Annotated in this window: 25 protein-coding genes; 16 read left to right on the top strand and 9 right to left on the bottom strand. The window is 33.9% G+C overall.

Features of this window, described 5'->3' with window-relative positions; translation table 11 throughout:
- Positions 1 to 43 precede the first annotated feature (43 nt).
- Positions 44 to 859 carry a 2,3,4,5-tetrahydropyridine-2,6-dicarboxylate N-succinyltransferase gene (locus M0M44_RS14145; protein WP_248726233.1) on the bottom strand — a complete coding sequence of 272 codons (816 nt, stop codon included), beginning with the start codon at positions 857 to 859 and terminating at the stop codon, positions 44 to 46.
- A gap of 263 nt (positions 860 to 1,122) precedes the next feature.
- Between M0M44_RS14145 and M0M44_RS14150 the strand changes: the two genes are divergently transcribed.
- From M0M44_RS14150 to M0M44_RS14170, 5 genes are all read left to right on the top strand, one after another.
- Complete coding sequence (locus tag M0M44_RS14150; protein ID WP_198857137.1) at positions 1,123 to 1,755, top strand: PAS domain-containing protein; 633 nt, start codon at positions 1,123 to 1,125, stop codon at positions 1,753 to 1,755.
- 134 nt (positions 1,756 to 1,889) lie between these two features.
- The gene (locus tag M0M44_RS14155) at positions 1,890 to 2,123 is read left to right on the top strand and encodes a hypothetical protein (protein ID WP_248726234.1); all 234 of its coding nucleotides are present in this window, start codon (positions 1,890 to 1,892) and stop codon (positions 2,121 to 2,123) included.
- Positions 2,113 to 2,394, top strand: a complete 282-nt coding sequence (locus M0M44_RS14160; protein ID WP_248726235.1) for a type II toxin-antitoxin system RelE/ParE family toxin — start codon at positions 2,113 to 2,115, stop codon at positions 2,392 to 2,394. Before M0M44_RS14155 ends, M0M44_RS14160 begins: the two co-directional genes overlap by 11 nt.
- Positions 2,395 to 2,436: 42 nt before the next feature.
- A complete protein-coding gene (ruvX, locus tag M0M44_RS14165; RefSeq protein ID WP_248726236.1) occupies positions 2,437 to 2,850 on the top strand; it encodes a Holliday junction resolvase RuvX in 414 nt (137 codons plus the stop codon).
- Between the two features lie 126 nt (positions 2,851 to 2,976).
- Entirely contained in the window at positions 2,977 to 4,470 is a 1,494-nt protein-coding gene (locus M0M44_RS14170) for a malate:quinone oxidoreductase (protein WP_248726237.1), read from the top strand.
- A 40-nt stretch (positions 4,471 to 4,510) separates the two neighbouring features.
- Here M0M44_RS14170 and M0M44_RS14175 read toward each other — a convergent pair whose 3' ends face one another.
- Positions 4,511 to 6,733 (bottom strand): FUSC family protein, encoded by a 2,223-nt coding sequence (locus M0M44_RS14175; protein ID WP_248726238.1) that lies wholly within the window; start codon positions 6,731 to 6,733, stop codon positions 4,511 to 4,513.
- A gap of 199 nt (positions 6,734 to 6,932) precedes the next feature.
- Between M0M44_RS14175 and def the strand changes: the two genes are divergently transcribed.
- The 3 genes from def to mazG all read left to right on the top strand — a co-directional run bounded on the left by def (position 6,933) and on the right by mazG (position 8,937).
- A complete protein-coding gene (gene def / locus M0M44_RS14180) occupies positions 6,933 to 7,523 on the top strand; it encodes a peptide deformylase (RefSeq protein WP_008462650.1) in 591 nt (196 codons plus the stop codon).
- Between the two features lie 60 nt (positions 7,524 to 7,583).
- On the top strand, positions 7,584 to 8,069 hold the full coding sequence (locus M0M44_RS14185) for a DUF5606 family protein (RefSeq protein ID WP_248726239.1): 486 nt from the start codon (positions 7,584 to 7,586) through the stop codon (positions 8,067 to 8,069).
- Positions 8,070 to 8,166: 97 nt separating this feature from the next.
- Positions 8,167 to 8,937 carry a nucleoside triphosphate pyrophosphohydrolase gene (gene mazG, locus M0M44_RS14190; protein WP_248726240.1) on the top strand — a complete coding sequence of 257 codons (771 nt, stop codon included), beginning with the start codon at positions 8,167 to 8,169 and terminating at the stop codon, positions 8,935 to 8,937.
- Here mazG and M0M44_RS14195 read toward each other — a convergent pair.
- On the bottom strand, positions 8,934 to 9,617 hold the full coding sequence (locus M0M44_RS14195) for a Crp/Fnr family transcriptional regulator (RefSeq protein WP_198857143.1): 684 nt from the start codon (positions 9,615 to 9,617) through the stop codon (positions 8,934 to 8,936). The genes mazG and M0M44_RS14195 overlap by 4 nt on opposite strands.
- A gap of 202 nt (positions 9,618 to 9,819) precedes the next feature.
- On the opposite strand from M0M44_RS14195, the gene M0M44_RS14200 reads away from it, so the two are divergent.
- From M0M44_RS14200 to M0M44_RS14235, 8 genes are all read left to right on the top strand, one after another.
- Complete coding sequence (locus M0M44_RS14200; protein ID WP_248726241.1) at positions 9,820 to 12,213, top strand: heavy metal translocating P-type ATPase; 2,394 nt, start codon at positions 9,820 to 9,822, stop codon at positions 12,211 to 12,213.
- Between the two features lie 109 nt (positions 12,214 to 12,322).
- Positions 12,323 to 12,514 (top strand): cbb3-type cytochrome oxidase assembly protein CcoS, encoded by a 192-nt coding sequence (gene ccoS / locus M0M44_RS14205; protein ID WP_008462657.1) that lies wholly within the window; start codon positions 12,323 to 12,325, stop codon positions 12,512 to 12,514.
- A gap of 2 nt (positions 12,515 to 12,516) precedes the next feature.
- Positions 12,517 to 14,703, top strand: a complete 2,187-nt coding sequence (gene ccoN / locus M0M44_RS14210; protein WP_248726242.1) for a cytochrome-c oxidase, cbb3-type subunit I — start codon at positions 12,517 to 12,519, stop codon at positions 14,701 to 14,703.
- A gap of 7 nt (positions 14,704 to 14,710) precedes the next feature.
- Entirely contained in the window at positions 14,711 to 14,905 is a 195-nt protein-coding gene (locus tag M0M44_RS14215; protein WP_248726243.1) for a cbb3-type cytochrome oxidase subunit 3, read from the top strand.
- A gap of 2 nt (positions 14,906 to 14,907) precedes the next feature.
- A complete protein-coding gene (locus tag M0M44_RS14220) occupies positions 14,908 to 15,846 on the top strand; it encodes a cbb3-type cytochrome c oxidase N-terminal domain-containing protein (protein WP_248726244.1) in 939 nt (312 codons plus the stop codon).
- Between the two features lie 10 nt (positions 15,847 to 15,856).
- Positions 15,857 to 17,275 carry a cytochrome c oxidase accessory protein CcoG gene (ccoG, locus tag M0M44_RS14225; protein ID WP_248726245.1) on the top strand — a complete coding sequence of 473 codons (1,419 nt, stop codon included), beginning with the start codon at positions 15,857 to 15,859 and terminating at the stop codon, positions 17,273 to 17,275.
- Positions 17,276 to 17,287: 12 nt separating this feature from the next.
- Positions 17,288 to 17,737, top strand: a complete 450-nt coding sequence (locus M0M44_RS14230; RefSeq protein ID WP_248726246.1) for a FixH family protein — start codon at positions 17,288 to 17,290, stop codon at positions 17,735 to 17,737.
- Between the two features lie 6 nt (positions 17,738 to 17,743).
- Complete coding sequence (locus tag M0M44_RS14235; protein WP_248726247.1) at positions 17,744 to 18,445, top strand: sulfite exporter TauE/SafE family protein; 702 nt, start codon at positions 17,744 to 17,746, stop codon at positions 18,443 to 18,445.
- Between the two features lie 19 nt (positions 18,446 to 18,464).
- Here the strand turns inward: M0M44_RS14235 and hemN are convergent, their stop codons facing one another.
- The 6 genes from hemN to lpxD all read right to left on the bottom strand — a co-directional run bounded on the left by hemN (position 18,465) and on the right by lpxD (position 24,468).
- Positions 18,465 to 19,829, bottom strand: coding sequence for an oxygen-independent coproporphyrinogen III oxidase (gene hemN, locus M0M44_RS14240; protein WP_248726248.1), 1,365 nt, complete (start codon positions 19,827 to 19,829; stop codon positions 18,465 to 18,467).
- A 119-nt stretch (positions 19,830 to 19,948) separates the two neighbouring features.
- On the bottom strand, positions 19,949 to 20,425 hold the full coding sequence (locus M0M44_RS14245) for a hypothetical protein (protein WP_248726249.1): 477 nt from the start codon (positions 20,423 to 20,425) through the stop codon (positions 19,949 to 19,951).
- Between the two features lie 109 nt (positions 20,426 to 20,534).
- Positions 20,535 to 20,882 carry a hypothetical protein gene (locus tag M0M44_RS14250; protein ID WP_248726250.1) on the bottom strand — a complete coding sequence of 116 codons (348 nt, stop codon included), beginning with the start codon at positions 20,880 to 20,882 and terminating at the stop codon, positions 20,535 to 20,537.
- 95 nt (positions 20,883 to 20,977) lie between these two features.
- Complete coding sequence (locus M0M44_RS14255) at positions 20,978 to 21,400, bottom strand: DoxX family protein (RefSeq protein WP_095930907.1); 423 nt, start codon at positions 21,398 to 21,400, stop codon at positions 20,978 to 20,980.
- A gap of 122 nt (positions 21,401 to 21,522) precedes the next feature.
- Entirely contained in the window at positions 21,523 to 23,151 is a 1,629-nt protein-coding gene (locus tag M0M44_RS14260) for an acyl-CoA carboxylase subunit beta (protein ID WP_248726251.1), read from the bottom strand.
- Positions 23,152 to 23,469: 318 nt separating this feature from the next.
- Positions 23,470 to 24,468 carry a UDP-3-O-(3-hydroxymyristoyl)glucosamine N-acyltransferase gene (gene lpxD / locus M0M44_RS14265; protein WP_248726252.1) on the bottom strand — a complete coding sequence of 333 codons (999 nt, stop codon included), beginning with the start codon at positions 24,466 to 24,468 and terminating at the stop codon, positions 23,470 to 23,472.
- Positions 24,469 to 24,668 lie beyond the last annotated feature (200 nt).

Genomic DNA, 24,668 nt, shown 5'->3' on the forward strand with positions numbered 1-24,668 from the left:
ATCAATTGGAATTTGGATTTTAAGTATTTAGACCTTTTAAAGCTTATACCGCAACATCGTATTCACGAAGTGCATTGTTTAAAGAAGTTTTTAAATCTGTAGATGGCTTACGAGTACCAATAATTAAAGCGCAAGGAACTTGAAATTCTCCTGCAGCGAATTTTTTAGTGTAGCTTCCTGGGATTACTACAGAACGAGCAGGTACATAACCTTTCATTTCAACTGGCTCATCACCTGTAACATCGATAATTTTTGTAGATGCTGTCAAACATACGTTAGCTCCAAGAACTGCTTCTTTACCAACGTGAACACCTTCAACAACGATACAACGAGAACCGATAAAAGCACCGTCTTCGATAATAACTGGAGCAGCTTGTAATGGTTCAAGAACACCACCAATACCAACACCACCACTTAAGTGTACGTTTTTACCAATTTGAGCACAGCTTCCTACAGTTGCCCAAGTATCAACCATTGTTCCTTCGTCTACATAAGCACCAATGTTTACGTAACTTGGCATTAAGATTACACCGCTTGAGATGTAAGCTCCATAACGAGCAACCGCGTTTGGTACCACACGAATTCCTTTTTCAGCATAATTTCTTTTTAGCAACATTTTGTCGTGGTACTCAAAAATACCAGATTCCCATGTTTCCATTTTTTGAATCGGGAAATACATTACAACGGCTTTCTTAACCCATTCGTTTACCTGCCATTTGTCACCAACTGGTTCAGCAACACGTAATTTTCCAGCGTCTACTAATTCGATAACTTCTCTAATAGCATCAGTTGTGGCGGTTTCTTGTAATAAAGCTCTATTTTCCCAAGCTTGTTCAATTATAGTCTGTAAAGAATTCATACGTTTAATTTTTTGGCAAAGATAAGGTATTTGTAGAAATGCAAAAAAGTAAAACGGTTTGAAAATGTTACAGATTTAACTTTTTGTTTCTTATTTGTAAGGTTAATGAAACGACATGTATTTTTTACTAATACCGCTACCGCTAGAAGTTTTTTTTATATCAAAATATGACAAAAGTCAGGGTTTCTGCTTTTTCTTCGCTTTAATTTCGCAGTGTTGATCAACAATTCCATTCCATAAATAAATCATATAAGCAGTAAAATATGAATCAAGAAAATCACCTTCAAAACAGAGTAATCATTGACAAAGAAGTAAGCTGGGATAAGACTCAGGTTATTATGAGTAAAACAAATGCTTATGGTATTATCGAATATGCCAACGAAGTGTTTGTAGATGTATGTGGCTACGAAGACTATGAATTAATGGGGCAACCTCATAATATCATACGTCACCCGGATATGCCAAAAGTAATCTTTAAAGTGCTTTGGGAAAATCTTAAAAACGGGAAAAACTTTCACGCTATTGTAAAAAACCTTGCAAAGTCTGGAAGATACTATTGGGTAATTACCGATTTTGAAATCGCCCGCGACGAAAACGACGTTATTGTAAATTATTTCGGAAGAAGACAAGCTGTACCGCAGGAAGTTATTGCGATGCATATTGAACCTCTTTACAAAAAGTTATTGCAGATTGAAGCTGCAAGCGGAGTTGAATTTAGCGAAAAGTATTTAATAGGTTTCTTAGAGGAGAAAAAGAGAACGTATGTTGAGTATATCAAGGAGCTGATTTACGAACACGAAAAGTCACAATCTAAGTTTGCTAATTACAGTGAAGAAGAGGATGCAGGAGAGGAAGAAGAACATAGAGGTTTTTTCGGCCGATTGTTCGGAAGATAAATTGAGTTATTTTTTAGGTTTGAATATTTGGATAAAAGTCCGTCTTGAGTTTTCGAGGCGGCTTTTTGTTTTAAGTTTAATTTAAAAAACATGAATTTAAAAGGTTTATATTTGTATTGTAAAACGAAAGTATTATGGAAGCGATTAGATTAGAATTTCAACCAGAAATCAGAGAGAAAGTACTTAAGTTGTTAAGTGAATTTTCTCCTAGTGAATTGACAATTATTGAAGAAGATTCTGATTTTGAAAATGATAAAAGAAAGGTGCGTGCAGCTTATGCTAAATTAAAAAGTGGTAATGAAAAATTGTATTCAGTAGATGAAGTAGATTCAATTTTAGATAATACATTTTCGGAATATGACAATTAAAATTTCGAATGAATTTTTGGAATTATTAAAGGAACAAGTTCGTTATATTTATAAAGATAAACCTAGAGCAGCGTTAAAGTTTAGGAAAGATTTACTTAGAAATATTAAAAAAGATTTAAAACATCCTTTTCTCTTTAAAAAATCAAAATATTTTGACGATGAAAATATTAGGGATTATGTTTTTAAAGGATATGTTTGTGTTTATGAAGTTGATATTAAAGAGGATAATGTTTATATCTTTGGATTTATAAAGTATAGAGAAACTCTTTAAAAAATAAAGCTTTTTCTTTTACTTTTGCTAAAAATTAAAACCATGCCAAGAATCCTTTCAATAGATTACGGACAAAAACGCACAGGAATTGCGGTTACAGACGAAATGCAGATTATTGCTTCGGGCTTAACTACAATACCGACTCATACCTTGATTGACTTTTTGAAGGATTATTTTGCAAAAGAAAAAGTCGAAGCGGTTTTGATTGGTGAGCCTAAACAAATGAACGGTCTTCCGTCTGAAAGTGCTTCTGTAATTAATGGTTTTGCAACCCATTTTTCGAATATTTTCCCAGAGATGAAAGTAATTCGTGTTGATGAGCGTTTTACTTCAAAAATGGCATTTCAAACCATGATCGACAGCGGTTTAAGTAAAAAGCAACGCCAAAACAAAAGTTTGATAGATGAAATTTCTGCTACAATTCTACTTCAAGATTATCTTTCCGCAAAAAAATAACGCTGTTCGCCGTATTTTTTATTTATAATTTAATGGTTTTTAGAAAATCCTAACTTTTATCATCTAAAAATTAGTTTTTTTTTGCAATTAAAAAAGTACCTTTGCACTTTAAATAAAAATACTGTTATGCCTGACGAAACCATACGTTCAAATAGTGATGTAGTACTCATTGGCGCTGGAATAATGAGTGCCACTCTTGGAGTAATTTTGAAAGAATTACAACCAGATATAAAAATTGAAATTTACGAAAGATTAGATGTTGCCGCAGCTGAAAGTTCTGATGCTTGGAATAATGCAGGAACGGGACACTCTGCTTTTTGTGAATTAAATTATACTCCAGAAAAGGCAGACGGTAGCATCGATCCTAAAAAAGCAATAAGCATCGCAGAATCATTTGAGATTTCTCGACAGTTTTGGTCTTACTTAGTGCAGCAAAATAAAGTGCCGTCTCCGGATAATTTTATTAAAAGCGTACCTCATATGAGTTTTGTGTGGGGAGATAAAAACGTAGATTATTTAAAAAAGAGATTTGAGGCGCTTCAAAGCAATCCAATTTTCTCTGATATGACTTTCAGTACCGATTTTGAGCAACTTCAGAAATGGATGCCATTGGTAATGGAAGGCAGAACTGCTGATGAAAAATTGGCAGCAACACATATGGAAATTGGTACCGATGTTAACTTTGGTGCTTTAACAAGAAGTATGTTCAACTACTTAGAAAAATTAGACGGTGTTTCTTTGTATTTTAATCATGAGGTTAAAAAATTAAAACAGCGTGAAGATAAATCTTGGAGAATAAAAATTAAAGATCTATCTACAGGAAAAACTCGTAAAGCATACACTAAATTTGTATTTATTGGTGCAGGAGGAGGCTCTCTTCCTTTATTAGAAAAAGCAAATGTTCCTGAAGGAAATGGATATGGGGGTTTCCCTGTAAGCGGACAATGGCTAAAATGTACAAATCCAGAGGTAATTGCTAAGCATCAAGCAAAAGTATACGGAAAAGCAAGTGTTGGAGCTCCTCCAATGTCTGTTCCGCATATTGATACTCGTGTAATTGATGGAGAAAAAGCACTTCTTTTTGGTCCATTTGCTGGGTTTTCAACTCGTTTTCTTAAAAATGGTTCTTATTTAGATTTGCCATTATCTATTAAGCCTAATAATTTAATTCCTATGCTGGCTGCAGGATATCACAATATTCCATTAACGAAATATTTGATCGAGCAAGTGCGCCAGTCTCCAAAAGATAGAATGAAAGCTTTACGCGAATATCTTCCAACAGCCCGTTCAAAAGATTGGAAATTGGAAAAAGCAGGACAGCGTGTTCAGGTTATCAAAAAAGATGAAAAAGATGGCGGAGTTTTAGAATTTGGTACAGAAGTAATCAATACTCATGACGGAACATTGGCGGTTTTATTGGGCGCATCTCCAGGTGCTTCTACAGCTGTAGCAATTATGGTTGATTTGATCAGCAGATGTTTTTCCCATCAAATTAAAACACCAGAATGGCAATCAAAATTAAAAACAATGATTCCTTCGTACGGTCAGACTTTAAATGATAAACCAGAGCTTTTGCAAGAGCTTAGAAAACAAACAGCAGAGGTTTTAAAATTAAATTAAGCTTTCTCCTTATTTGAAAGAAAAAACAAATCCAGATGAATTAATCTGGATTTGTTTTTTTTAGGTCGGTTGTGTTTTTTAGAATTTTTTCTGCCAGATTACTCATCCAGATCAATTGTTCAATTACCATTTGTGCTTCCTGCATTTTAGCCTGACGTGTTTCTTTGTCTAAATCATCATCTTCAGCTAAGCGCGTAAAATGTTTTCGTTTTAATTCTTCAAATTGCAAAGTCACATCTTCTTTTTCAAAAAAAGTATCCTTTATAATAACTTCATTTCTTAAAACAGAAATAGAATGATCAAGATTGGCTAAAATTGTTTTGATGATATAATTAAAAGAATCTGATGCAGAAGTGGTTTGGTGTGACTGAATATAAGTCGACAATGAAGCCAAAGCAGATAATAAAGAGTGGTTTAAAACCACCAATTTGTTAACCAAAGGCATTGTCTTCTGTTTTGATTTTGGCTCTTGCATCATGCGCTGGAAAGAAGTCATTAAATTTCCTATTTCAACAAAGGCATTTTTTCTTGCAAGACGATAAGAAGTAGGAACTTCTCCTTTTTTATTATAAAAATCAGCAATTTCTTTGAGGTAATTCCTGTTGGCTCGAATCGTGTTTTCGATATGAATTGGCGTATTGATAAATTCCCACGCAGGCCATAAAAACTGATTGGCAATAAATGCTAAAATAGCTCCAGCAAGCGAATCTAGTATTCTGTATTGGATTACCTCATTGATATCTGGGGTAAGAATTCCGTAAATAAAAACAACATACATCGTAACAAATGTCGCACTTATCTTATAGTTGATTTGGGTAAATGAAATTCCCAAAAGCATACATACAATAGAAAAAATGCTTAATGCTACGTGATTCTGGATAACCGATACAATTCCGAAAGCTATAAATCCTCCCAAAACAGTTCCGAACATCCTGTTGTAAGATCGTTCTTTTGTTAATCCATAACCAGGACGCATGATAACTACAATCGTAAGCAGAATCCAATATACGTTTTGAAATGGGAGCACTTGTCCGAGAAAGAAACCAATTAAAATAGTAATGGTTAATCGTATCGAATGTCTGAAAATCGAAGAAGAATAACTCAAATTTTCGATTAAAGTTCGTAACGGATAATATTGGGGTGTAAGGAATTTTTCAAGTTCCTTGTCTTTGTCTTTTAGTTTATAAGACTGCATGGCCAGAGAAAGTGCGCGCTGAATGGTTTTGATTTTGCCAACCTGATTTTTAGCATAATTCAGCATATTAGTAAGCATTAAAACACCTTCTGCCGCTGCTTCTTTTCCTAATGTTTTTTCATAATCAAAAATGGCAAATTCGAGCGCATCCAATTCGTTTTTCAAATCATGTTTATCAACATAAACACTAATATGGCGCACATTTTTTGAAAGCTTCTTGAGAGTTGAAGCCAGTTTATACGCAACATTTTGATACGTTCTTAAAACATCGGGATGTTTGGCGAATTTTTCATGAAGTTTACTATGGTCGAAAGAAGTGTACAGCGCCAATTCTTGAATTTCTACTAAAGTAATAAAAACTAAAAGCATTTTTCGATTCTGGCTCGTAATTCCGGACGCATTCTGGTTTCCGATCAGCATTTTTCTTAAATCTTCATGAATAAGATTCAACTCTACCTGTACAGCCAGCTGTTTCTCGATAATTGCTTTTCTATTGGCTTCAGGGCTCCATAAATCACCTCTTAGTTTTAGATATTTAGCAGTTAGTTTTATTCCTTCGGTAATTTGTAATTCTACATATTTATAGGGCTGTACAAAATGAAAAACAAGAGATACTACCAAATACAGAATTCCTCCGATAAAAATAAAGCCAGAATATTCAAAAGCTTCCCAGCCTTCATGTAAATGTCCAAAAGAAAGAGAAATCGACAATAAAGCTGAGAAAGAAATCAAAGTTGCTCGCTGCCCGTAAACCGAAATCATAGAGCATAAAAACAATAGAAATCCTAAAAATATATAAAAAAGAAAAGGATATGGATAGACGAGATTTACCAGCAGATTAACACCTGAAACAATAAATGAAGCAGCAATTAATCCTTTTATTTTATGGCTAAGAGAACTCGGGATATCGCTGGGATAGGTGTAAAAAGCTCCAAGTGCGATGGTGAACCCAATTTCAAAATGGCCTAAAAAATTTAAAACTAAAACAGGAACAACAGAAGCAATAGTTACTTTAGAAGCATTGAAAAAGGAAGTGCTGTTTGTAAATTTTGAAATCTTATCGATCATAAAGACAGGTTTACTAGCAAAGGTAAGAATTGTAGGAGTGATTTTGGCATAATTATGGATGAGATTTTTAACAGCTTGTAAAAAATGCGATATAATAGATTATTAGAATCATTCTTGACTATTTTTTACTATTTTTGCCAGCTGAAATAGCATAACTTTAATTCTGTTTTTGCAGCATATTAAATATAAATAAAAACAAATGATTTTACCAATTGTAGGATACGGTGATCCTGTTTTAAGAAAAGTAGGGCAGGACATTACACCAGAATATCCAAACCTAAAAGAAACGATCGCAAATATGTACGAGACGATGTACAATGCGTATGGAGTTGGACTTGCAGCACCGCAGGTTGGGCTTCCAATTCGTTTGTTTGTTATAGACACAACGCCTTTTAGTGATGATGAGGATCTTCCTTCAGAGGAACAAAAAGATTTGAAAGGTTTTAAGAAGACTTTTATCAATGCTAAAATCGTTAAAGAAGAAGGAGAAGAGTGGGGATTTAATGAAGGCTGTTTGAGTATTCCAGATGTGCGTGAAGATGTTTACAGAAAACCAACAGTTACAATTGAATACTGTGAAGAAGATTTTGTAATGAAAACGGAAGTGTTTGACGGATTAATCGCAAGAGTTATCCAACATGAATACGATCATATTGAAGGAATTTTGTTTACGGATAAAATTTCATCTCTTAAAAAGCGTTTAATTCAAAAGAAATTGAAAAATATTACTGAGGGAAAAACGTCTCAGGAATATAGAATGAAATTTTTCGCAGCTAAAAAAGCAAGATAAGTTTTCTAAATAGTTAGAAACAAAAAATAAATCAAATTCTTAATACTAATTTTAATAAAAATGAATTTAACGAAAATTTTAGCCATTTCAGGAAAACCAGGTTTATACGAATTAAAAGTACAAACTCGTACAGGTTTTGTGGCGGAATCATTAATTGATGGGAAGAAGATTACTGTAAATCTAAAAAGCAATGTAAGTTTATTGTCTGAAATTTCGATTTATACTTATGAAGGTGAAAAACCGTTAACTGAAGTAATGCAGCAGATTGCCGTTAAAGAAAATAAAGGACAAGCTATTTCTCATAAAGAAGATAATGCTACTTTGTCTGCTTATTTCAAACAAATTCTTCCAGATTACGACGAAGAGAGAGTTTATCCATCAGATATCAAAAAAGTATTAAATTGGTACAACACGCTTCAAGCAAAAGGATTGGTTACAGACTTAGCTCCTGCAGTTGAAGAACCAAAAGAAGAAGCTCCAGTTGCTGTAGAGAAACCAAAAAAAGCTCCAGCTGCTAAAAAAGCAAAAGCCAAAAAAGAAGAATAGTAGTTTTTCTTTAAACATAAAATAATCCTGTTAAGATGTTTTCTTGACAGGATTTTTTAATTTTACAAATCGAGTTTAAATCAAAGAAAACTTCAAAATGAGCAGAGAAAACCAGTTAAAAGCATTTGAGAGATTATTGAATATCATGGATGAACTTCGTGAGCAATGTCCGTGGGATAAAAAGCAAACTTTGCAGACATTGAGACATCTCACAATCGAAGAAACCTACGAATTGGGTGATGCTATCCTAGATAATGACTTAAATGAAGTTAAAAAAGAATTGGGAGATTTACTGCTTCATATTGTTTTTTATGCCAAAATAGGTAGCGAAACCAACGATTTTGATATTGCAGATGTCTGTAATGAAATCTGCGAGAAACTAATTCATCGTCATCCTCATATTTATGGAGATGTAAAAGTAGAAAATGAAGAAGAAGTAAAACAAAATTGGGAAAAACTAAAACTGAAAGAAGGTAAAAAATCTGTTTTAGAAGGTGTTCCAAGGAGTCTTCCTGCTTTAGTGAAAGCAAGCCGAATTCAAGATAAAGTTAAAGGTGTGGGCTTTGATTGGGAAGAACCTCATCAGGTTTGGGATAAAGTTCAAGAAGAATTACAAGAATTGCAAGACGAGGTAAAATCTGGAAACAAAGATAAAATCGAAGACGAATTCGGAGATGTTTTGTTTTCTATGATTAATTACGCAAGATTCTTAAATGTAAATCCAGAAGACGCGTTAGAAAGAACCAATAAAAAGTTTATTAAGCGTTTTCAATACTTAGAAAGTAAAGCAAACGAATTAGGTAAGCCATTAATGGATATGACACTTACAGAAATGGATGTTTTCTGGAATGAAGCTAAAAAACTCTAGTTGTCGGCTAATTTCTTTAAAGCGCGAACATCTTTAAGCATAATTTTTTTACCAACCAATTCTATTAATCCCAATTTATTAAAGTCAGATAATAAGCGAATACAGCTTTCTGTTGCAGTACCAATAATTCCTGCAAGTTCTTCTCTTGTTAGTTGAACTTTAAGTGTTTTATCAGTGTCTTCTCCAAACTCGTCATGTAATTGCAATAAAGTTTCTGCAAGTCGCTGTTTAACGGTTTTCTGTACTAAAGCAATTTTTTCGTTTTCAGATTCTTTCAAATCTTCGCATACAGACTGCATCAGATTTAAAGAAAATTGATTGTTATTATTGAAGAAATTGATGATTTCAGTTTTAGGAATAAAACAAACTTCCATGTCGGCGATCGCTTTTGCAGTCAAATTTGCCGGCTCGTTACTAATCATCGAGCGCTGTCCAAGTAGTTCGCCAGATTTAACCAATTTTACAATTTGATCTTTTCCGTTTGCACTCAATTTTGAAAGCTTACCAACACCATCTTTTATACAAAAAACTCCATTGGTTACTTCGCCTTCTTCAAAAATGGCTTCACCTTTTTTAATCTTGTAAGAGGTTTTACTGCTGGCTAACTTAATAACTTCTTCTTTGTTAAGGGCTTTTAATGAGCTTAGCTGACGTACAATGCATTGATCACATTTGTTCATGACAATATTTGTTTGCTGCAAAAATAAGCATATTTAAGGGTTTTAACCACCATAATAAGGTAAAATTATTATAAATTAGGGTTTACTCTCATTTGAGCTTTTTATTTTATAAATTTAGGAATCCGATTTCAAAATAACATGATAATTGTCATCTTAAAAATTACGCTTTAATTGGAAATTTGCAACAAATAAAAACAAGTTTATGAGGGAGCAAAGTTGTTTTCATTGTGGTTTAACTATTGAACAAAATGAAGAAATTGATTTTGATGATAAAAAGTTTTGTTGCACAGGCTGTAAAACGGTTTACGAAATTTTCAGCATCAATGACCTAACATCTTATTATGATTTTGAAAAGTCTCCAGGTGCCACTCCACAAGACATCAAAGGAAAATATGATTTTTTAGAAAATGAAACCATACTAGCAAAGGTTTTGGAATTTCAGGAAGGAAACACTTCGATTGTTTCGCTCAATATTCCGCATATCCATTGCAGTTCTTGTATCTGGATTTTAGAAAACCTAAATCGTCTTCAGCCAGGAATTAGTACTTCTCAAGTTAATTTTCACGAAAAGAAAGTTCGAATTACATTTAATTCAGATATCGTTTCTTTAAAAGAAATTGTTTATCGTTTAAGTTCTATCGGTTACGAACCTTATATAAGTCTAGAAAATTATGGAACAGCAAAAGCAAAGGTAGACAGGAGTTTAACTTATAAACTTGGGGTCGCATTTTTTTGTTTTGGAAATATTATGCTGCTTTCATTTCCAGAATATTTTGAAATGAAAGAATTCTGGTTGGATAGTTACAAGCCGTTTTTCAGATTACTGATTTTTCTTTTAGCATTACCGAGCTTCTTGTATTCGGCAAGCGGGTATTATATTTCTGCTTACCATAGCATTAGAACTAGAATGCTTAATATTGATATTCCGATTGCTTTAGGTATTATCGTGATGTTTATTCGCAGTACATACGACATGCTAATGGATCACGGTCCAGGTTTTTTTGACAGTTTGGCCAGTTTAGTATTCTTTATGCTTCTTGGTAAAATGTTTCAAATTAAAACGTATAGCTTTTTAAGCTTCGAAAGAGATTTTAAATCGTATTTCCCGATTGCTGTTACTAAAATTAATAAAGATGCAACCGAAGATAATGTCGCTATTTATGATGTTTTAAAAGGAGATCGATTATTAATTCGAAATCAAGAACTTATACCCGTTGATGGAATTTTAATTAGCGAAAGCGCAGAGATAGATTATAGTTTTGTTACAGGAGAAGCAGTGCCAATTACTAAAAAGTCCGGAGATAAAATATTTGCAGGAGGAAAACAGATTGGAAGAGTAATAGAAATGGAGGTATTGCATTCTGTTTCACAAAGTTATTTGACTCAATTATGGAGTAATGAAATTTTTCAGAAAAAAGTAGATCAGAAACACAAAACCATAACAGATGCAATAAGCCGATATTTTACCCCTATTTTATTACTAATTGCATTTGGTGGTTTTGGTTATTGGATTTTTATTGATGCCAATACTGCTTTTAATGTTTTTACGGCTGTATTAATTGTGGCTTGCCCTTGCGCATTGGCTCTTACAGCTCCATTTACTTTTGGAAACATATTACGAATTTTAGGAAAAAAGAAATTTTATCTAAAAAATGCAATTGTAATCGAACAACTCGCTAAAGTGGATACGATTGTTTTTGATAAAACAGGAACGATTACAACCAATAAGAAATCAAATATAATGTATGAAGGAAATGCTATTTCAGATTCAGATATTGTATTGATTAAAAACGTATTACGAGGTTCAAATCATCCATTAAGCCGAATGCTATATGATTTTCTGCCAGAAGCTAAACGTGTTGCTGTTGAAGAATTTCAAGAGATTACAGGAAAAGGAATTTTGGCAACTGTTGAGGAAAAAGAAATTAAAATTGGTTCAGGACAATTTGTAAATGATATAGTTGCAGATGGTTCGGAAATTGAAAAAACAGCATTGCACATCAAAATAGGAGGGGTTTATTTTGGGAAATTTACTTTTCAAAATCAATATCGTGAAGGTTTAGAAAAGCTTTTTGCAGATTTGAGTAAAGCTTATAAAATCAAGGTACTTTCTGGAGATAATGATGGTGAGAGGGCTAATTTAGAAGCGATTCTTCCAAAAGGAACTGAGCTGATTTTTAATCAGAAACCAGAACAAAAACTCGAATACATAAAGAAACTTCAAGAAAAAGGGCGAAATGTAATGATGGTCGGTGACGGACTGAATGATGCTGGAGCGCTAGCGCAAAGTAATGTCGGGATTTCTATTTCGGAAAATGTAAATGTCTTTTCGCCTGCTTGCGATGCAATTCTAGATGCAACAGAATTTTCACGTTTAAACTACTTTCTAAAGCTTTCGCATAAAGCGATTTCTATTATTAAAATGAGTTTTGGACTCTCATTGCTTTACAACGTTGTTGGGCTTGCATTTGCGGTTACAGGAAACCTACTTCCGTTAGTGGCTGCGATCATTATGCCGTTGAGTACAATCACTATTGTAAGTTTTGTAACTTTTATGTCTAACTATTTCAGTAACAGAAATTTAGAACGATTATAAATTATATAACAAGATTTTTTTTATAAATTTAACATATCTCTTTGTTTATGATAATTATCATATTTTATGCGCCCTTAACGAAGTAATTTTGTTAATATAAATCTAAGGTATGAGTGTTATTTATCTATTAATTTCAGTAAGTATTTTTGTGGCAATCTGTTTCTTTATTGCCTTTATTGTAGCTGTCAAGTCTGGACAGTACGATGATGATTATACGCCTTCAGTCAGAATTCTTTTTGATGACGAAACCAAAATTAATTCCCAAAATAATAATTCACCAATCGAAGAAAAACAAGTATAATTATGGAAATGGAACAGTTTTATTACGACAACAAAATTGTAAAAAAATTCATTTACGCCACAATACTATTTGGTGTTGTGGGTATGTTAGTGGGGCTTACCCTTGCGGTAATGTACCTTTTTCCCAACATGACAGATGGGATTTCGTGGCTTAGTTACGGCCGTTTGAGACCGTTACATACCAATGCAGTTATTTTTGCCTTTGTGGGTAATGCTTTCTTTGCTGGTATGTACTACTCGCTACAAAGATTGCTAAAAGCCAGAATGTTTAGTGATTTTTTAAGTAACCTTCATTTCTGGGGATGGCAGTTAATTATTGTAGCAGCCGCAATTACACTTCCGTTAGGTTATACTTCTTCTAAAGAATATGCAGAGCTAGAGTGGCCAATTGATATTGCAATCGCCTTAATTTGGGTGGTAATGGGAATCAATATGATTGGAACCATGCTGCGTCGTAGAGAACGTCACTTGTATGTTGCAATCTGGTTTTATTTAGCAACATTTGTAACGGTAGCAGTACTTCATATTTTTAATAATATAGAAATTCCGGTTTCAGCTTTAAAAAGTTACTCTGTATATGCAGGTGTTCAGGATGCGCTTGTGCAATGGTGGTACGGACATAATGCGGTGGCATTCTTCCTTACAACTCCATTCTTGGGATTAATGTACTATTTCGTTCCAAAAATTGCAAACAGACCTGTTTATTCTTATAGATTATCTATTATTCACTTTTGGTCTTTAATCTTTATATATATATGGGCAGGACCTCACCACTTATTGTATTCTGCATTGCCAAACTGGGCTCAGAATTTAGGGGTTGCATTCTCAGTAATGTTAATTGCTCCATCTTGGGGAGGTATGATCAATGGTCTTCTTACGTTAAGAGGAGCTTGGGATAAAGTTCGTGAAGAACCCGTTTTAAAATTCTTCGTAGTTGCAATTACAGGTTACGGTATGGCAACTTTTGAAGGTCCGATGTTATCTTTAAAAAATGTAAATGCTATTGCCCACTATACAGACTGGATCGTAGCACACGTACACGTAGGTGCTTTGGCTTGGAATGGTTTCATGTCATTTGGTATCATTTATTGGTTGATTCCAAGAATGACAAAATCGGAGTTATTCTCTAAGAAATTAGCAAACTTCCATTTCTGGATTGGGACTTTAGGTATTATTGTGTATACAATTCCGTTATATGTAGCTGGTTTCCAACAAGCATCAATGTGGAAACAATTTAATCCAGATGGTACTTTAACTTATGGTAACTTTCTTGAAACCGTAACGGCTATTATGCCAATGTATTGGATGAGAGCTATTGGAGGTAGTTTGTATCTAATAGGTATGCTGACTTTGGTTTATAATATTATTATGACTGTAAAAGCTGGTAATACAATCGAAGATGAATTGGCTCAGGCTCCAGCTTTACAAACAATAAAAAGCAGTAGATTAAGTGGAGAGAAATTCCACTCATGGTTAGAAAGAAAACCAATCCAGTTAACCATTTTAGCAACTATTGCAATTTTAATTGGAGGTATTATTCAGATTGTTCCAACGATAATGGTAAAATCAAATATTCCGACAATTTCAAGTGTAAAACCATATACGCCATTAGAGCTTGAAGGACGTGATTTATATATCAGAGAAGGTTGCGTTGGATGTCACTCTCAGTCAGTTCGTCCATTCAGAAGTGAGGTTGAGCGTTATGGAGTTCAATCAAAAGCAGGTGAGTTTGTTTATGACCATCCATTCTTATGGGGATCAAAACGTACAGGTCCAGATTTGTTAAGAGTAGGTGGTAAGTATAATGATAATTGGCATTTTAATCACATGTGGAATCCACAAAGTACATCTGCTGGATCAATTATGCCAGGTTACAAATGGTTGTTTGATAACAAACCGATGGATATTTCATTGACTCAGAAGAAAATGCAGGCAATGATTTCTTTAGGGGTGCCATATACTCCAGAAGAGGTTGCAAATGCGCAAAGAACATTAAGAGAGCAGGCTGTTAAGATAGAAAAAAACTTAGAAAGCGATCCTGATTTTGTTAAGAGTTATGAAGACAGCCGTAAAAAAGCTGCTGCAAAAGGCGAGAAATTCATTCCGATGAACGAAAGAGAAATCGTTGCTTTAATCGCTTATATTCAAAGACTTGGTACTGATATTAAAGTAAAAGAAACTTCAAAATAACAGCATTATGTTTGAACAAATAAAACACAATATGGAAACAATATCGGGTATAGAAATTTACCCGATTATTTCCCTCTTAATTTTCTTCTTATTCTTTGTAGGATTAGGCGTTTGGGTATTCTCTTATAGAAAAGAAAAAATTCAAGAAATGAGTAATATACCTTTAGATGAAGGACTTAGTGTAATTACAAAAGATAGATAAAAATGAAAAAGTTTTTCCCAGTATATGTTAGAGTACCGTTGATTTTCTTCATCGTATTTGCTTTGATGGAATATTTTATAGACTCAGGTGATAAGCCAGCTTTTGTAAAGTTCCCAATGGTAGCCCTCTTTTTATTTGTCTTTTTATTTATTCTGATTGCAATCGAAATTACGCTTAGCGCTGTAAATCGAGTGATGTATCAATTGCTGTCACCAGAAGAAAAAGCGCAAAAAGAACTTGAAGAAAGTTTAAGCTTCAAAGAAAGCACTTGGTTTAAAAACCTTATGCATAAATTGACTAAAACAGAACCGATTGAAAAAGAAGCTGATTTATTGATGGATCATGATTATGACGGAATCAAAGAATTGGATAACAATTTGCCGCCATGGTGGGTGTATCTGTTTTACATCTGTATTATTTTCGGAGTAATTTATGTGATTCGCTATGATGTTTTAGGGGCTGATGATCAAGAAATGGAGCTGAAAAAAGAAATGGCTCAAGCAAAGATTGATGTTGCAGAATACATGAAAACAGCGCCAGATTTGATGGATGAGAAAACAGTTGTTTTGTTAACTGATGCACCAAGTTTAGAAGAAGGTAAAACAATCTTTACAACCAATTGTGCCGCGTGCCACCGTGCTGATGCGGGAGGGCAAATCGGACCAAACCTTACAGATGATAAATGGATTTTAGGAGGAGGAATTAAAAATCTGTTCCACACCATTACAAATGGAGGTAGAGACGGTAAGGGGATGATTGCCTGGAAAGGAACCCTTAAGCCAAAAGAAATACAAAAAGTTGCAAGTTATATTTTGTCTTTACAAGGAAGTAATCCTAAAGATCCAAAAGAATCAGAAGGAGAAGTTTGGGTAGATGATAGTGCTCCCAAAAAAGATGCGGCCACTGCAGCACCAAAAGATACCACAGAAGTTAAAAAATAATTAGAATATCATGTCAAATTTACCAGACGAAGCTTTTAGAGATACCATTGGAACAATAGATGAAGGTGGAAAACGAAAATTTATATTTCCTAAAAAACCGTCTGGTAAATTTTATGATTATAGAAAAATTGTCAGTTATGTTTTATTGGCAATTTTATTTGTAAATCCTTTTATTAAGGTTAATGGGAATCAATTTATGATGTTCAATATTATCGAACGTCGCTTTAATATTTTTGGATTCCCTTTTTGGCCACAGGATTTTTATCTCTTCGTAATTTCAATGCTTGTCGGCGTTGTATTTGTCATTTTATTTACGGTTGTTTTCGGAAGAATTTTTTGTGGCTGGATCTGCCCGCAGACTATTTTCCTCGAAATGGTTTTCCGCCGCATAGAATATGCGATTGATGGAGATCGTGGATCTCAGAGTCGTTTAGCAAAACAAGAATGGAATGCTGAGAAAATTAGAAAACGAGTTTTAAAATGGACGATTTTCTTCTTAATCTCTTTTCTTATTGCCAATATCTTTTTGGCATATTTGGTGGGAAGCGATGCTTTGTTTTTGATGATTGAACAGGGTCCGATAAAACAAGCAAGCAATTTTATAGCATTACTAATATTTACTGGAGTTTTCTATTTTGTCTTTGTATGGTTTCGCGAGCAGGTTTGCATTATTGCTTGTCCGTACGGAAGATTGCAAGGGGTTCTTTTAGATAATAAATCGATTAATGTTGCCTACGACTTTGTTCGTGGTGAAAAAGAAGAAGGGCGTGCAAAATTTAATAAAAAAGAAGATAGAGCATTAACAGGAAAAGGAGATTGTATTGATTGTCTTCAATGTGTTCATGTTTGCCCTATGGGAATTGACATTAGAAATGGAACACAGTTAGAATGTACAAATTGTACAGCTTGTATCGATGAATGCGATCATATTATGGAATCTGTTGGATTGCCAAAAGGTCTTATTCGCTACGCTTCTGAAGATGAAATTGCCAAAAAAGAACCTTTTAGGTTTACAGCAAGAATGAAAGGTTATACAGCTGTTCTCTTTATTTTATTGAGTATTTTTGTTGGAATGCTGTTTTTAAGAACAGACGTTCAAGCGGTAGTTTTACGTTTACCTGGTCAGTTGTTCCAGCATAATGGAGAAAAAATTAGTAATGTTTACACGTATAAAATTGTAAACAAAACAATGAAAGATTACAACGATATTCATTTTGAATTAATAGATCAGAAGGGAGAAATTAAAAATGTTGGAAAGAGACATTTTAAGGTTCCAAAAGAAGGAATTTCTCAAGGAACATTATTCATAGAAATCGATGAAGTTTTGTTAGAAAGTGATAAAACAAAGGTAAAAATAGGGGTTTACAACGGTTCTGAACTCATAGAAACAACAACAACAAATTTCTTAGGACCGCGTAGTTTTAATTAAAAATATAGTATTATGAAATTTAATTGGGGAACTGGAATTGTCATTGCATTCGGATTGTTTATGACATTTATTTTATATTTTGTTTTTGAAGTGCAGTCAAATTCTAAGTACGATAATGATCTGGTAGTTGAAGAATATTACAAACACGATACGCACTTTCAGGACGAAATGGCAAGAATTCAAAATGCACACGATTTACAGCATAAACCATCAATAAAATATACAGAAGAAGGTGTGGCGGTAATTTTTCCTGCAGGATTTGAAAGTGATAAGGTGAAAGGGAATATTCAGCTCTATAGACCTTCAAACAAAAAATTCGATTTTAACACTCAAATTGCTTTAACCAATTCAGAAATTATTATTCCGCAGAAAAAATTATTGAAAGGACGCTGGGATGTTAATATGGAATGGCAGTATGAAGGTAAAAAATATCTCACTAAAGAAGTTATTTACGTAAACTAAAATAAAATGTTATTCTCTGCTTTCTTTTTGGGTTTAATCAGTAGTCTGCACTGTGTTGGAATGTGCGGGCCAATTGCGATGATGCTTCCTGTGGACAGGCAAAATGAAGCTAAAAGAGTAACGCAGATTATGACCTATCATTTTGGTCGGTTAACTGCTTATTCGGCAATTGGGTTAATTTTTGGATTGCTCGGAAGAGGTTTTTTTCTCGCAGGATTACAGCAGAAAATGTCAATAATTATTGGTGTAATTATGATTGTTGTGGTTTTGATTCCTGAGAAGAAATTTGCGCAATACAATTTTTCTAAGCCAGTATACAAAATCATTTCTAAAATTAAAGCAAATTTGGGAAGTCAGTTTAAAAACAAGAGTTATAAATCTCTTTTTACAATTGGTCTTCTAAACGGATTTTTGCCTTGCGGTATGGTGTACGTAGCTTTGTTTGGAGCAATTGCAATGCAGAGTGCAGGTTTTGGGGTGCTTTATATGCTTTTGTTTGGAATCGGAACAATTCCTTTGATGACTATTGTAGTGTATGTCAATACATTGCTGAAACTGCCTTTCAGAAACAAAATTCAAAAGGCAATTCCTTATGTAGCAGTTATAATTGGAGTTTTATTTATCCTTAGAGGATTAGGATTAGGTATTCCGTATATTTCTCCTTCAAACATGAGTTTATTTGTACAGCAGACTCCAAACTGCCACTAAAAAGATATTTAAAAAGATTTTATACAGTCATCGAAAACAAATTTGTTTCCGGTGACTTTCTTTTTAGATGTAAATCAAAAGCCATACAAATATTGCGGACAAAAGGTCTTCCTTCTTCTGTAATTTTGATTTTATTATTTTCTATAATAATTAAATTATCGTTTTCAATTTCTTTTAAAGCAATTATAACCTCAGGAAGTTCGGCGAAATTTAGAGATTCACCAGTCCAGGAAGTCTCCAATTCACAGGTTAAATTCAGAATATGTTTTCTAATGGTTAGATCTTCATTGTTCAAAATATGACCTTTTACAACAGGAAGTTTGTCAGACTCTAAAATCTCGTAATATTCTTCTAGGTTTTTGGTGTTTTGTGCAAAACTATACCAGCTGTCGCTAATAGAAGATACGCCAAGTCCAATCATAACCTGTGTTTTAGAAGCACTATAACCCATGAAGTTTCTGTGCAGATTTCCATTATGCGCGGCTTTATATAAACTATCTTTTGCTAAAGCAAAATGATCCATGCCAATTTCATGATAACCGTTTTGAATTAAGAGTTTTTTGCCAATTTCATACAGTTTTCTTTTTTCCGAATCTTTAGGAAGATTCTCGTCATTAAAACCACGTTGTCCATTCCCTTTTATCCAAGGCACGTGTGCATAACTGTAAAATGCTAGTCTGTCTGGTTTTAATGAGTTGGTTTTTTCAACTGTATCTATTACATCTTCGATGGTTTGAAACGGAAGTCCAAAGATAATATCGTGTCCGATTGAAGTGTAGCCAATTTCTTTTGCCCAAAAAGTCACTTTGGCAACATTATGAAATGGCTGAATTCTATTTATAGCTTTTTGAACAGTTGTAGAGTAATCTTGAACTCCAAAACTTACTCGGCGAAAGCCTAATTCGTACAGTTTTTTAAGCTGTTCGTAAGTTGTATTGTTTGGGTGTCCTTCAAAACTAAACTCATGATTTTCGGCTTTTACAGCATTTTCAAAAATTCCGTTTATAAGGTTCTCCAAGTTTTCTTTTGAAAAGAATGTTGGAGTTCCTCCGCCTAAATGTATTTCTTTAATAACTGGTTTTTCAGGAAGTAAATGACAGTACATTTTCCATTCCTTAAGAACTGCCTGAATGTATTTCTCTTCTACTGAATGATTTTTAGTAATACGTTTGTTGCATCCGCAGAAAGTGCACATGCTTTCGCAAAAAGGAAGGTGAATGTATAAACTGATTCCGTTCTTTGAATTGCTTTCTGAGAATGATTGTTTTAAAGTAGTAATCCATTTTTCTGCTGTAAAAGCAGCTTCGTTCCAATATGGAACTGTCGGGTAACTAGTATATCTTGGACCTGGGACATTGTACTTTTGTGTCAAAGAAATTTTCATAACGACGGATTTAGTTTTCATCAAAATTAAAACTTAAGGCGAAGACATAAAATGACAAATATCATATAACTTGTAAAAAAAAGAGACCCAAAATTGAGTCTCTTTACTGAATTAAATAACTAACGTGATATAGAATCTTGGATGATTTTAAGCCATTTTTTCGCAAACTGATGATCTTGATAGACACTAATCTGTTTGATGCGGTCATCATCAAAATCATAGAATGGAATTAATATTTTTTTAGATGTTTCTTTTTCTTGAAACTCGAAATCAATTTTGATAATTGTATCTGAACCAGCATCTGTTGTCGGAATTAATTTGCTGGAAGCAATTGTATTTAAGTCGACATAGGTTGATTCCTGTTGATTTGGATTGAAATTCATCAAAATGAATTTATTGTTTTTCTGATCAATCGTTAAAGTCTTATTGTTAATTGATTCTGTCAAGTCAAAATCTTCTGGATGATTTGGATTGAATCTTTTCTTGATGTTTAAAATTCTTGATTTGCTAGCTGCAGATGAGCGCGCAGAAAAATATATTGGGATAGCGACAATAATCAGAATCACAATACCCATAATGGTGGTAGTAGTTTCCATGATGTTTTTTAATGAAATAAATAAATGATATGCAAAGCGGTTTTCGGTTTGAAAACGGCTCGTTAAGTGCTTGAAGAATAGATCTTCTAAAGAAAGATCAAGTATTTATTTACCAGAAAAAATGGAAAGCATAGAGTATGACCGAAACCTTTTTACTTTGAGTGGTAAAGAGTTTAGTATATGCTGTGTTATAAGCAACAGTTTGATGCTGTGGAATTAGTGGTAAAAGTGTGTCAAAACATTTAATAATTCCGCTAGGATTTGTTTTGATGTTTGCTGCAAACTGATAACTTCCTTGAGGCTGTATAAATGCAGACGAATCTAAAATGTCTTTACAGAAATTGGTATCCGATTTTTCTGTTTCGATTATGCGTGCAGAAACTTGGTCTGCCTGATAAGCAAACAATCCCGCTAGCAAAAGCGTAATAAAAATAACGGTTTTACGAATCCAATTCATGCCGGCGAATTTAAGTCATAAAACGCAATTAAAGAAATTTTATAGAATTAATTAACACTCAAAAAAAAGTCCCCAATAAAATGGGGGCTTAAAGGTTATTGTTGCATTTTAAAATAATAATCTGCCGAGTGTTTACCGCTCCCATAGAATAGGAAAAAGATGCAGACAAATAAAATGATTAATGCTAAAACTAAACTTTCGGAGTGCATTTGTCCCATAAAGTTAATGAGCACAGCCCCAAATAAAATGGGTAATTGAGCTGCAATTGCCCATCTGGTTAAAAGTCCAAAAATAATCATTATACCACCAATCATGTGGGCAGGAGCAATGTAATGCAGCATAAACATACCTCCGCCATACTTATCGATAGGGGAAATCAAATCATGCAGGTATTGAATATTGGTGACGAAAGAGACACCTTTCATAAATAAAAATCCACCCAAAACAATACGTACTAAATCAACTGGTAAATAAGTGTGCGAATTTGCCCATTTATTCAAACTTTTTACATTTTCCATGATGTTGTGTGATTAAAAATTACATACTAAGTTACTAATTTTTAGTGATATGCGTATTTTTTACAACTGAAAAATAAGTTTTTTGCTTTTTATTTAACGTCTTGTTGAGAATTCTTAAATCATTATACCTGAATGACTCCTAGATTAAATGGTTTTTGGATAGGAGCGTGGTTTGCGGCTTCTATTCCGATAGAAATCCAATTACGAGTTTCCAATGGATCAATAATAGCATCTGTCCATAGTCTTGAGGCTGCATAATAAGGTGAAGTTTGCTCGTCGTAACGTGCTTTTATTTTATTGAATAGCTCTGTTTCTTTTGCTTCATCGACTTTTTCTCCTTTTGCTTTAAGCGAAGAAGCTTCAATTTGTGCTAATACTTTTGCTGCTTGAGTTCCGCCCATTACAGCAAGTTCTGCGCTTGGCCAAGCAAATATTAATCTTGGGTCGTACGCTTTTCCGCACATGGCGTAATTTCCTGCACCATAAGAATTTCCGACAATAACTGTGAATTTTGGAACAACTGAATTGCTTACTGCATTTACCATTTTGGCACCGTCTTTAATAATTCCGCCATGTTCAGATTTTGAACCTACCATGAAACCAGTAACATCTTGTAAAAATACCAATGGAATTTTTTTCTGGTTGCAATTGGCAATAAAACGAGTAGCTTTATCGGCACTGTCAGAATATATAACACCGCCAAACTGCATTTCTCCTTTTTTGGTTTTCACCACTTTTCTTTGGTTGGCAATAATCCCTACAGCCCAGCCATCAATTCTGGCATAACCCGTAATTAGAGATTGTCCGTAACCTTCTTTGTAAGCTTCGAATTCTGAATTATCAACCAGACGCTTAATGATTTCCATCATATCGTATTGTTCGGTTCTTGCTTTTGGAAGGATTCCGTAAATCTCATTTGGTTCTAAAGCTGGTTTTTCTGATTTGATTCGGCTGTATCCTGCTTTATCAAAATCACCAATTTTATCTACAATATTTTTGATTTTATCTAAAGCATCTTTATCGTCTTTCGCTTTATAATCGGTAACGCCTGAAATTTCGCAATGTGTTGTTGCACCACCTAAAGTTTCATTGTCTATTGTTTCTCCAATAGCAGCTTTTACTAAATAGCTTCCGGCAAGGAAAATACTTCCCGTTTTATCAACGATTAGAGCTTCGTCGCTCATAATTGGAAGATAAGCTCCTCCAGCAACACAGCTTCCCATAACAGCAGCAATTTGGGTAATGCCCATGCTGCTCATTTGAGCATTGTTTCTAAAAATACGCCCAAAATGTTCTTTGTCAGGAAAAATTTCATCCTGCATTGGCAGATAAACTCCTGCGCTGTCAACAAGATAAATTATTGGAAGTCGGTTTTCCATGGCAATTTCCTGCGCACGAAGATTTTTCTTTCCTGTAATCGGAAACCAAGCTCCGGCTTTTACAGTTGCATCATTGGCAACTACGATACATTGTTTGCCTCTAATATATCCAATTTTAACCACAACACCTCCAGAAGGGCAGCCACCATGTTCTGGGTACATGCCTTCTCCAGCAAACCCTCCAATTTCAATACTTTTAGAATTTTCATCCAACAAATAGGCAATTCTTTCACGAGCTGTCATTTTACCTTCAGCATGCAGTTTCTCGATTCTTTTTTCGCCTCCGCCCAATTTTACTTTTGCGAATTTTTGTTTTAATTCTGAAAGGAGTAATTTATTGTGATCTTCGTTTTTATTGAAGTTTAAATCCATGATATAGTATTGATTTTGTAAAATAGTGTTGGCTAATTTACAAAATCAATTGAAATAAACCAGTTGCTTTGTGAATTAAGAAATGGCTTCAAATTTCCATCATATTTGTTTTTTATATAATCTAAGTCCACAAAGCTTTGTGAACTTTATGTTTATTATATAGGAGTATTTAAAGAACTTTGCCTTCTCCGTATTAAATCTTTCCTCTTTTACTCTTGTTTAAGATTGATCCAAAAAGATTTGCTTTGAATGTGAAGCTTTATAAAATGAAAAAACATCCGTTGTTAGCGGATGTTTTTTATATATTTAATATTTGATTTATTTCTTAATAGCGCAAGCCATTCTCTTTAGTGTTGCCCATTGCTTTAAAGCATCACGAGCTTCAACAGCTGGATAACCTAGCATTGTTTTTCCTGCCGGCACATCGCCTATAACACCAGATCCTGCACCAATAATAGCTCCGTCTCCAATTGCTGTGTGGTCTTTTATAGAAGCGCTTCCGCCAATAATAACTCCGTTTCCTAGGGTTACAGAACCAGCTAAACCACTATTTCCAGCCATAATACAGAACTTTCCTAATTTGCTATTATGTCCAATTTGGACTAAATTATCAATCTTGCATCCATCACCTAGAATTGTTGAGCTGAATTTTCCGCGATCAACACATGAGTTTGCACCAATCTCGACACCGTTGCCAATAATTACATTTCCAATTTGAGGAATCTTCACCAATCCTTTTTCTGTACAAGGGCGAAATCCAAAACCGTCTGCACCAATTGTTGCATTTGGATGAATGATGCATTCGCTTCCGATATGACAGCGTTCACGAACTACTGTTCCTGACCAAATAATAGTATTTTTTCCAATAGTTGATTCGTCTAAAATGGTCACGTTTGGGTAAATTATGGTGTTAGCGCCAATTTCTACTTTTGGGCCAATGTAGCAGCCAGCGCCAATTTTAGCGCCTTCGCCAATTATAGCGGTTTCGTCTATAGTTGCTGTTTTATGAATATTGTTATGAAAGATTGGAGTAGGAGGAGCAAAAAGGGCAAGAATTTGCGACATTGCCAAATCGGCATTTTTTACTTTTATAAAAGCACGGTTTTCACCAGGTTCTATTGAAATGTCTTCGTTTACAACTGCAATGGAAGCATTAGAGGTCGACCAGTATTTTTCGTATTTTTTATTTCCGATAAATGAGATTTCCGAAGTTGTTGCTTTTTCTAATTGTTCTGTAGCAGTTATGCTTTGTGAAGTGTTGCCGTAAATTACGCCATTTATTACTTCATTAATTTCTTGGATTGAATAGGATCTCATTGACAAATTTTAATCGACTAAGGTTTATTTTTTGCCAAATAAAATGAATTAGATTTTAATTACCTAATTAATTTTTTATGTTTCTTAATAAATGTTTAAAATAAGGCGGTAATTTTTGTAAAATTAACATTCAGTATATTAATTTAATGAAAGTCTTTTAATGAATGCAATAGCAAAGGTGTGAGGATTTTGTTTCAAAT

This window comes from Flavobacterium humidisoli (assembly GCF_023272795.1).
Taxonomy (GTDB): Bacteria; Bacteroidota; Bacteroidia; order Flavobacteriales; family Flavobacteriaceae; genus Flavobacterium; species Flavobacterium humidisoli.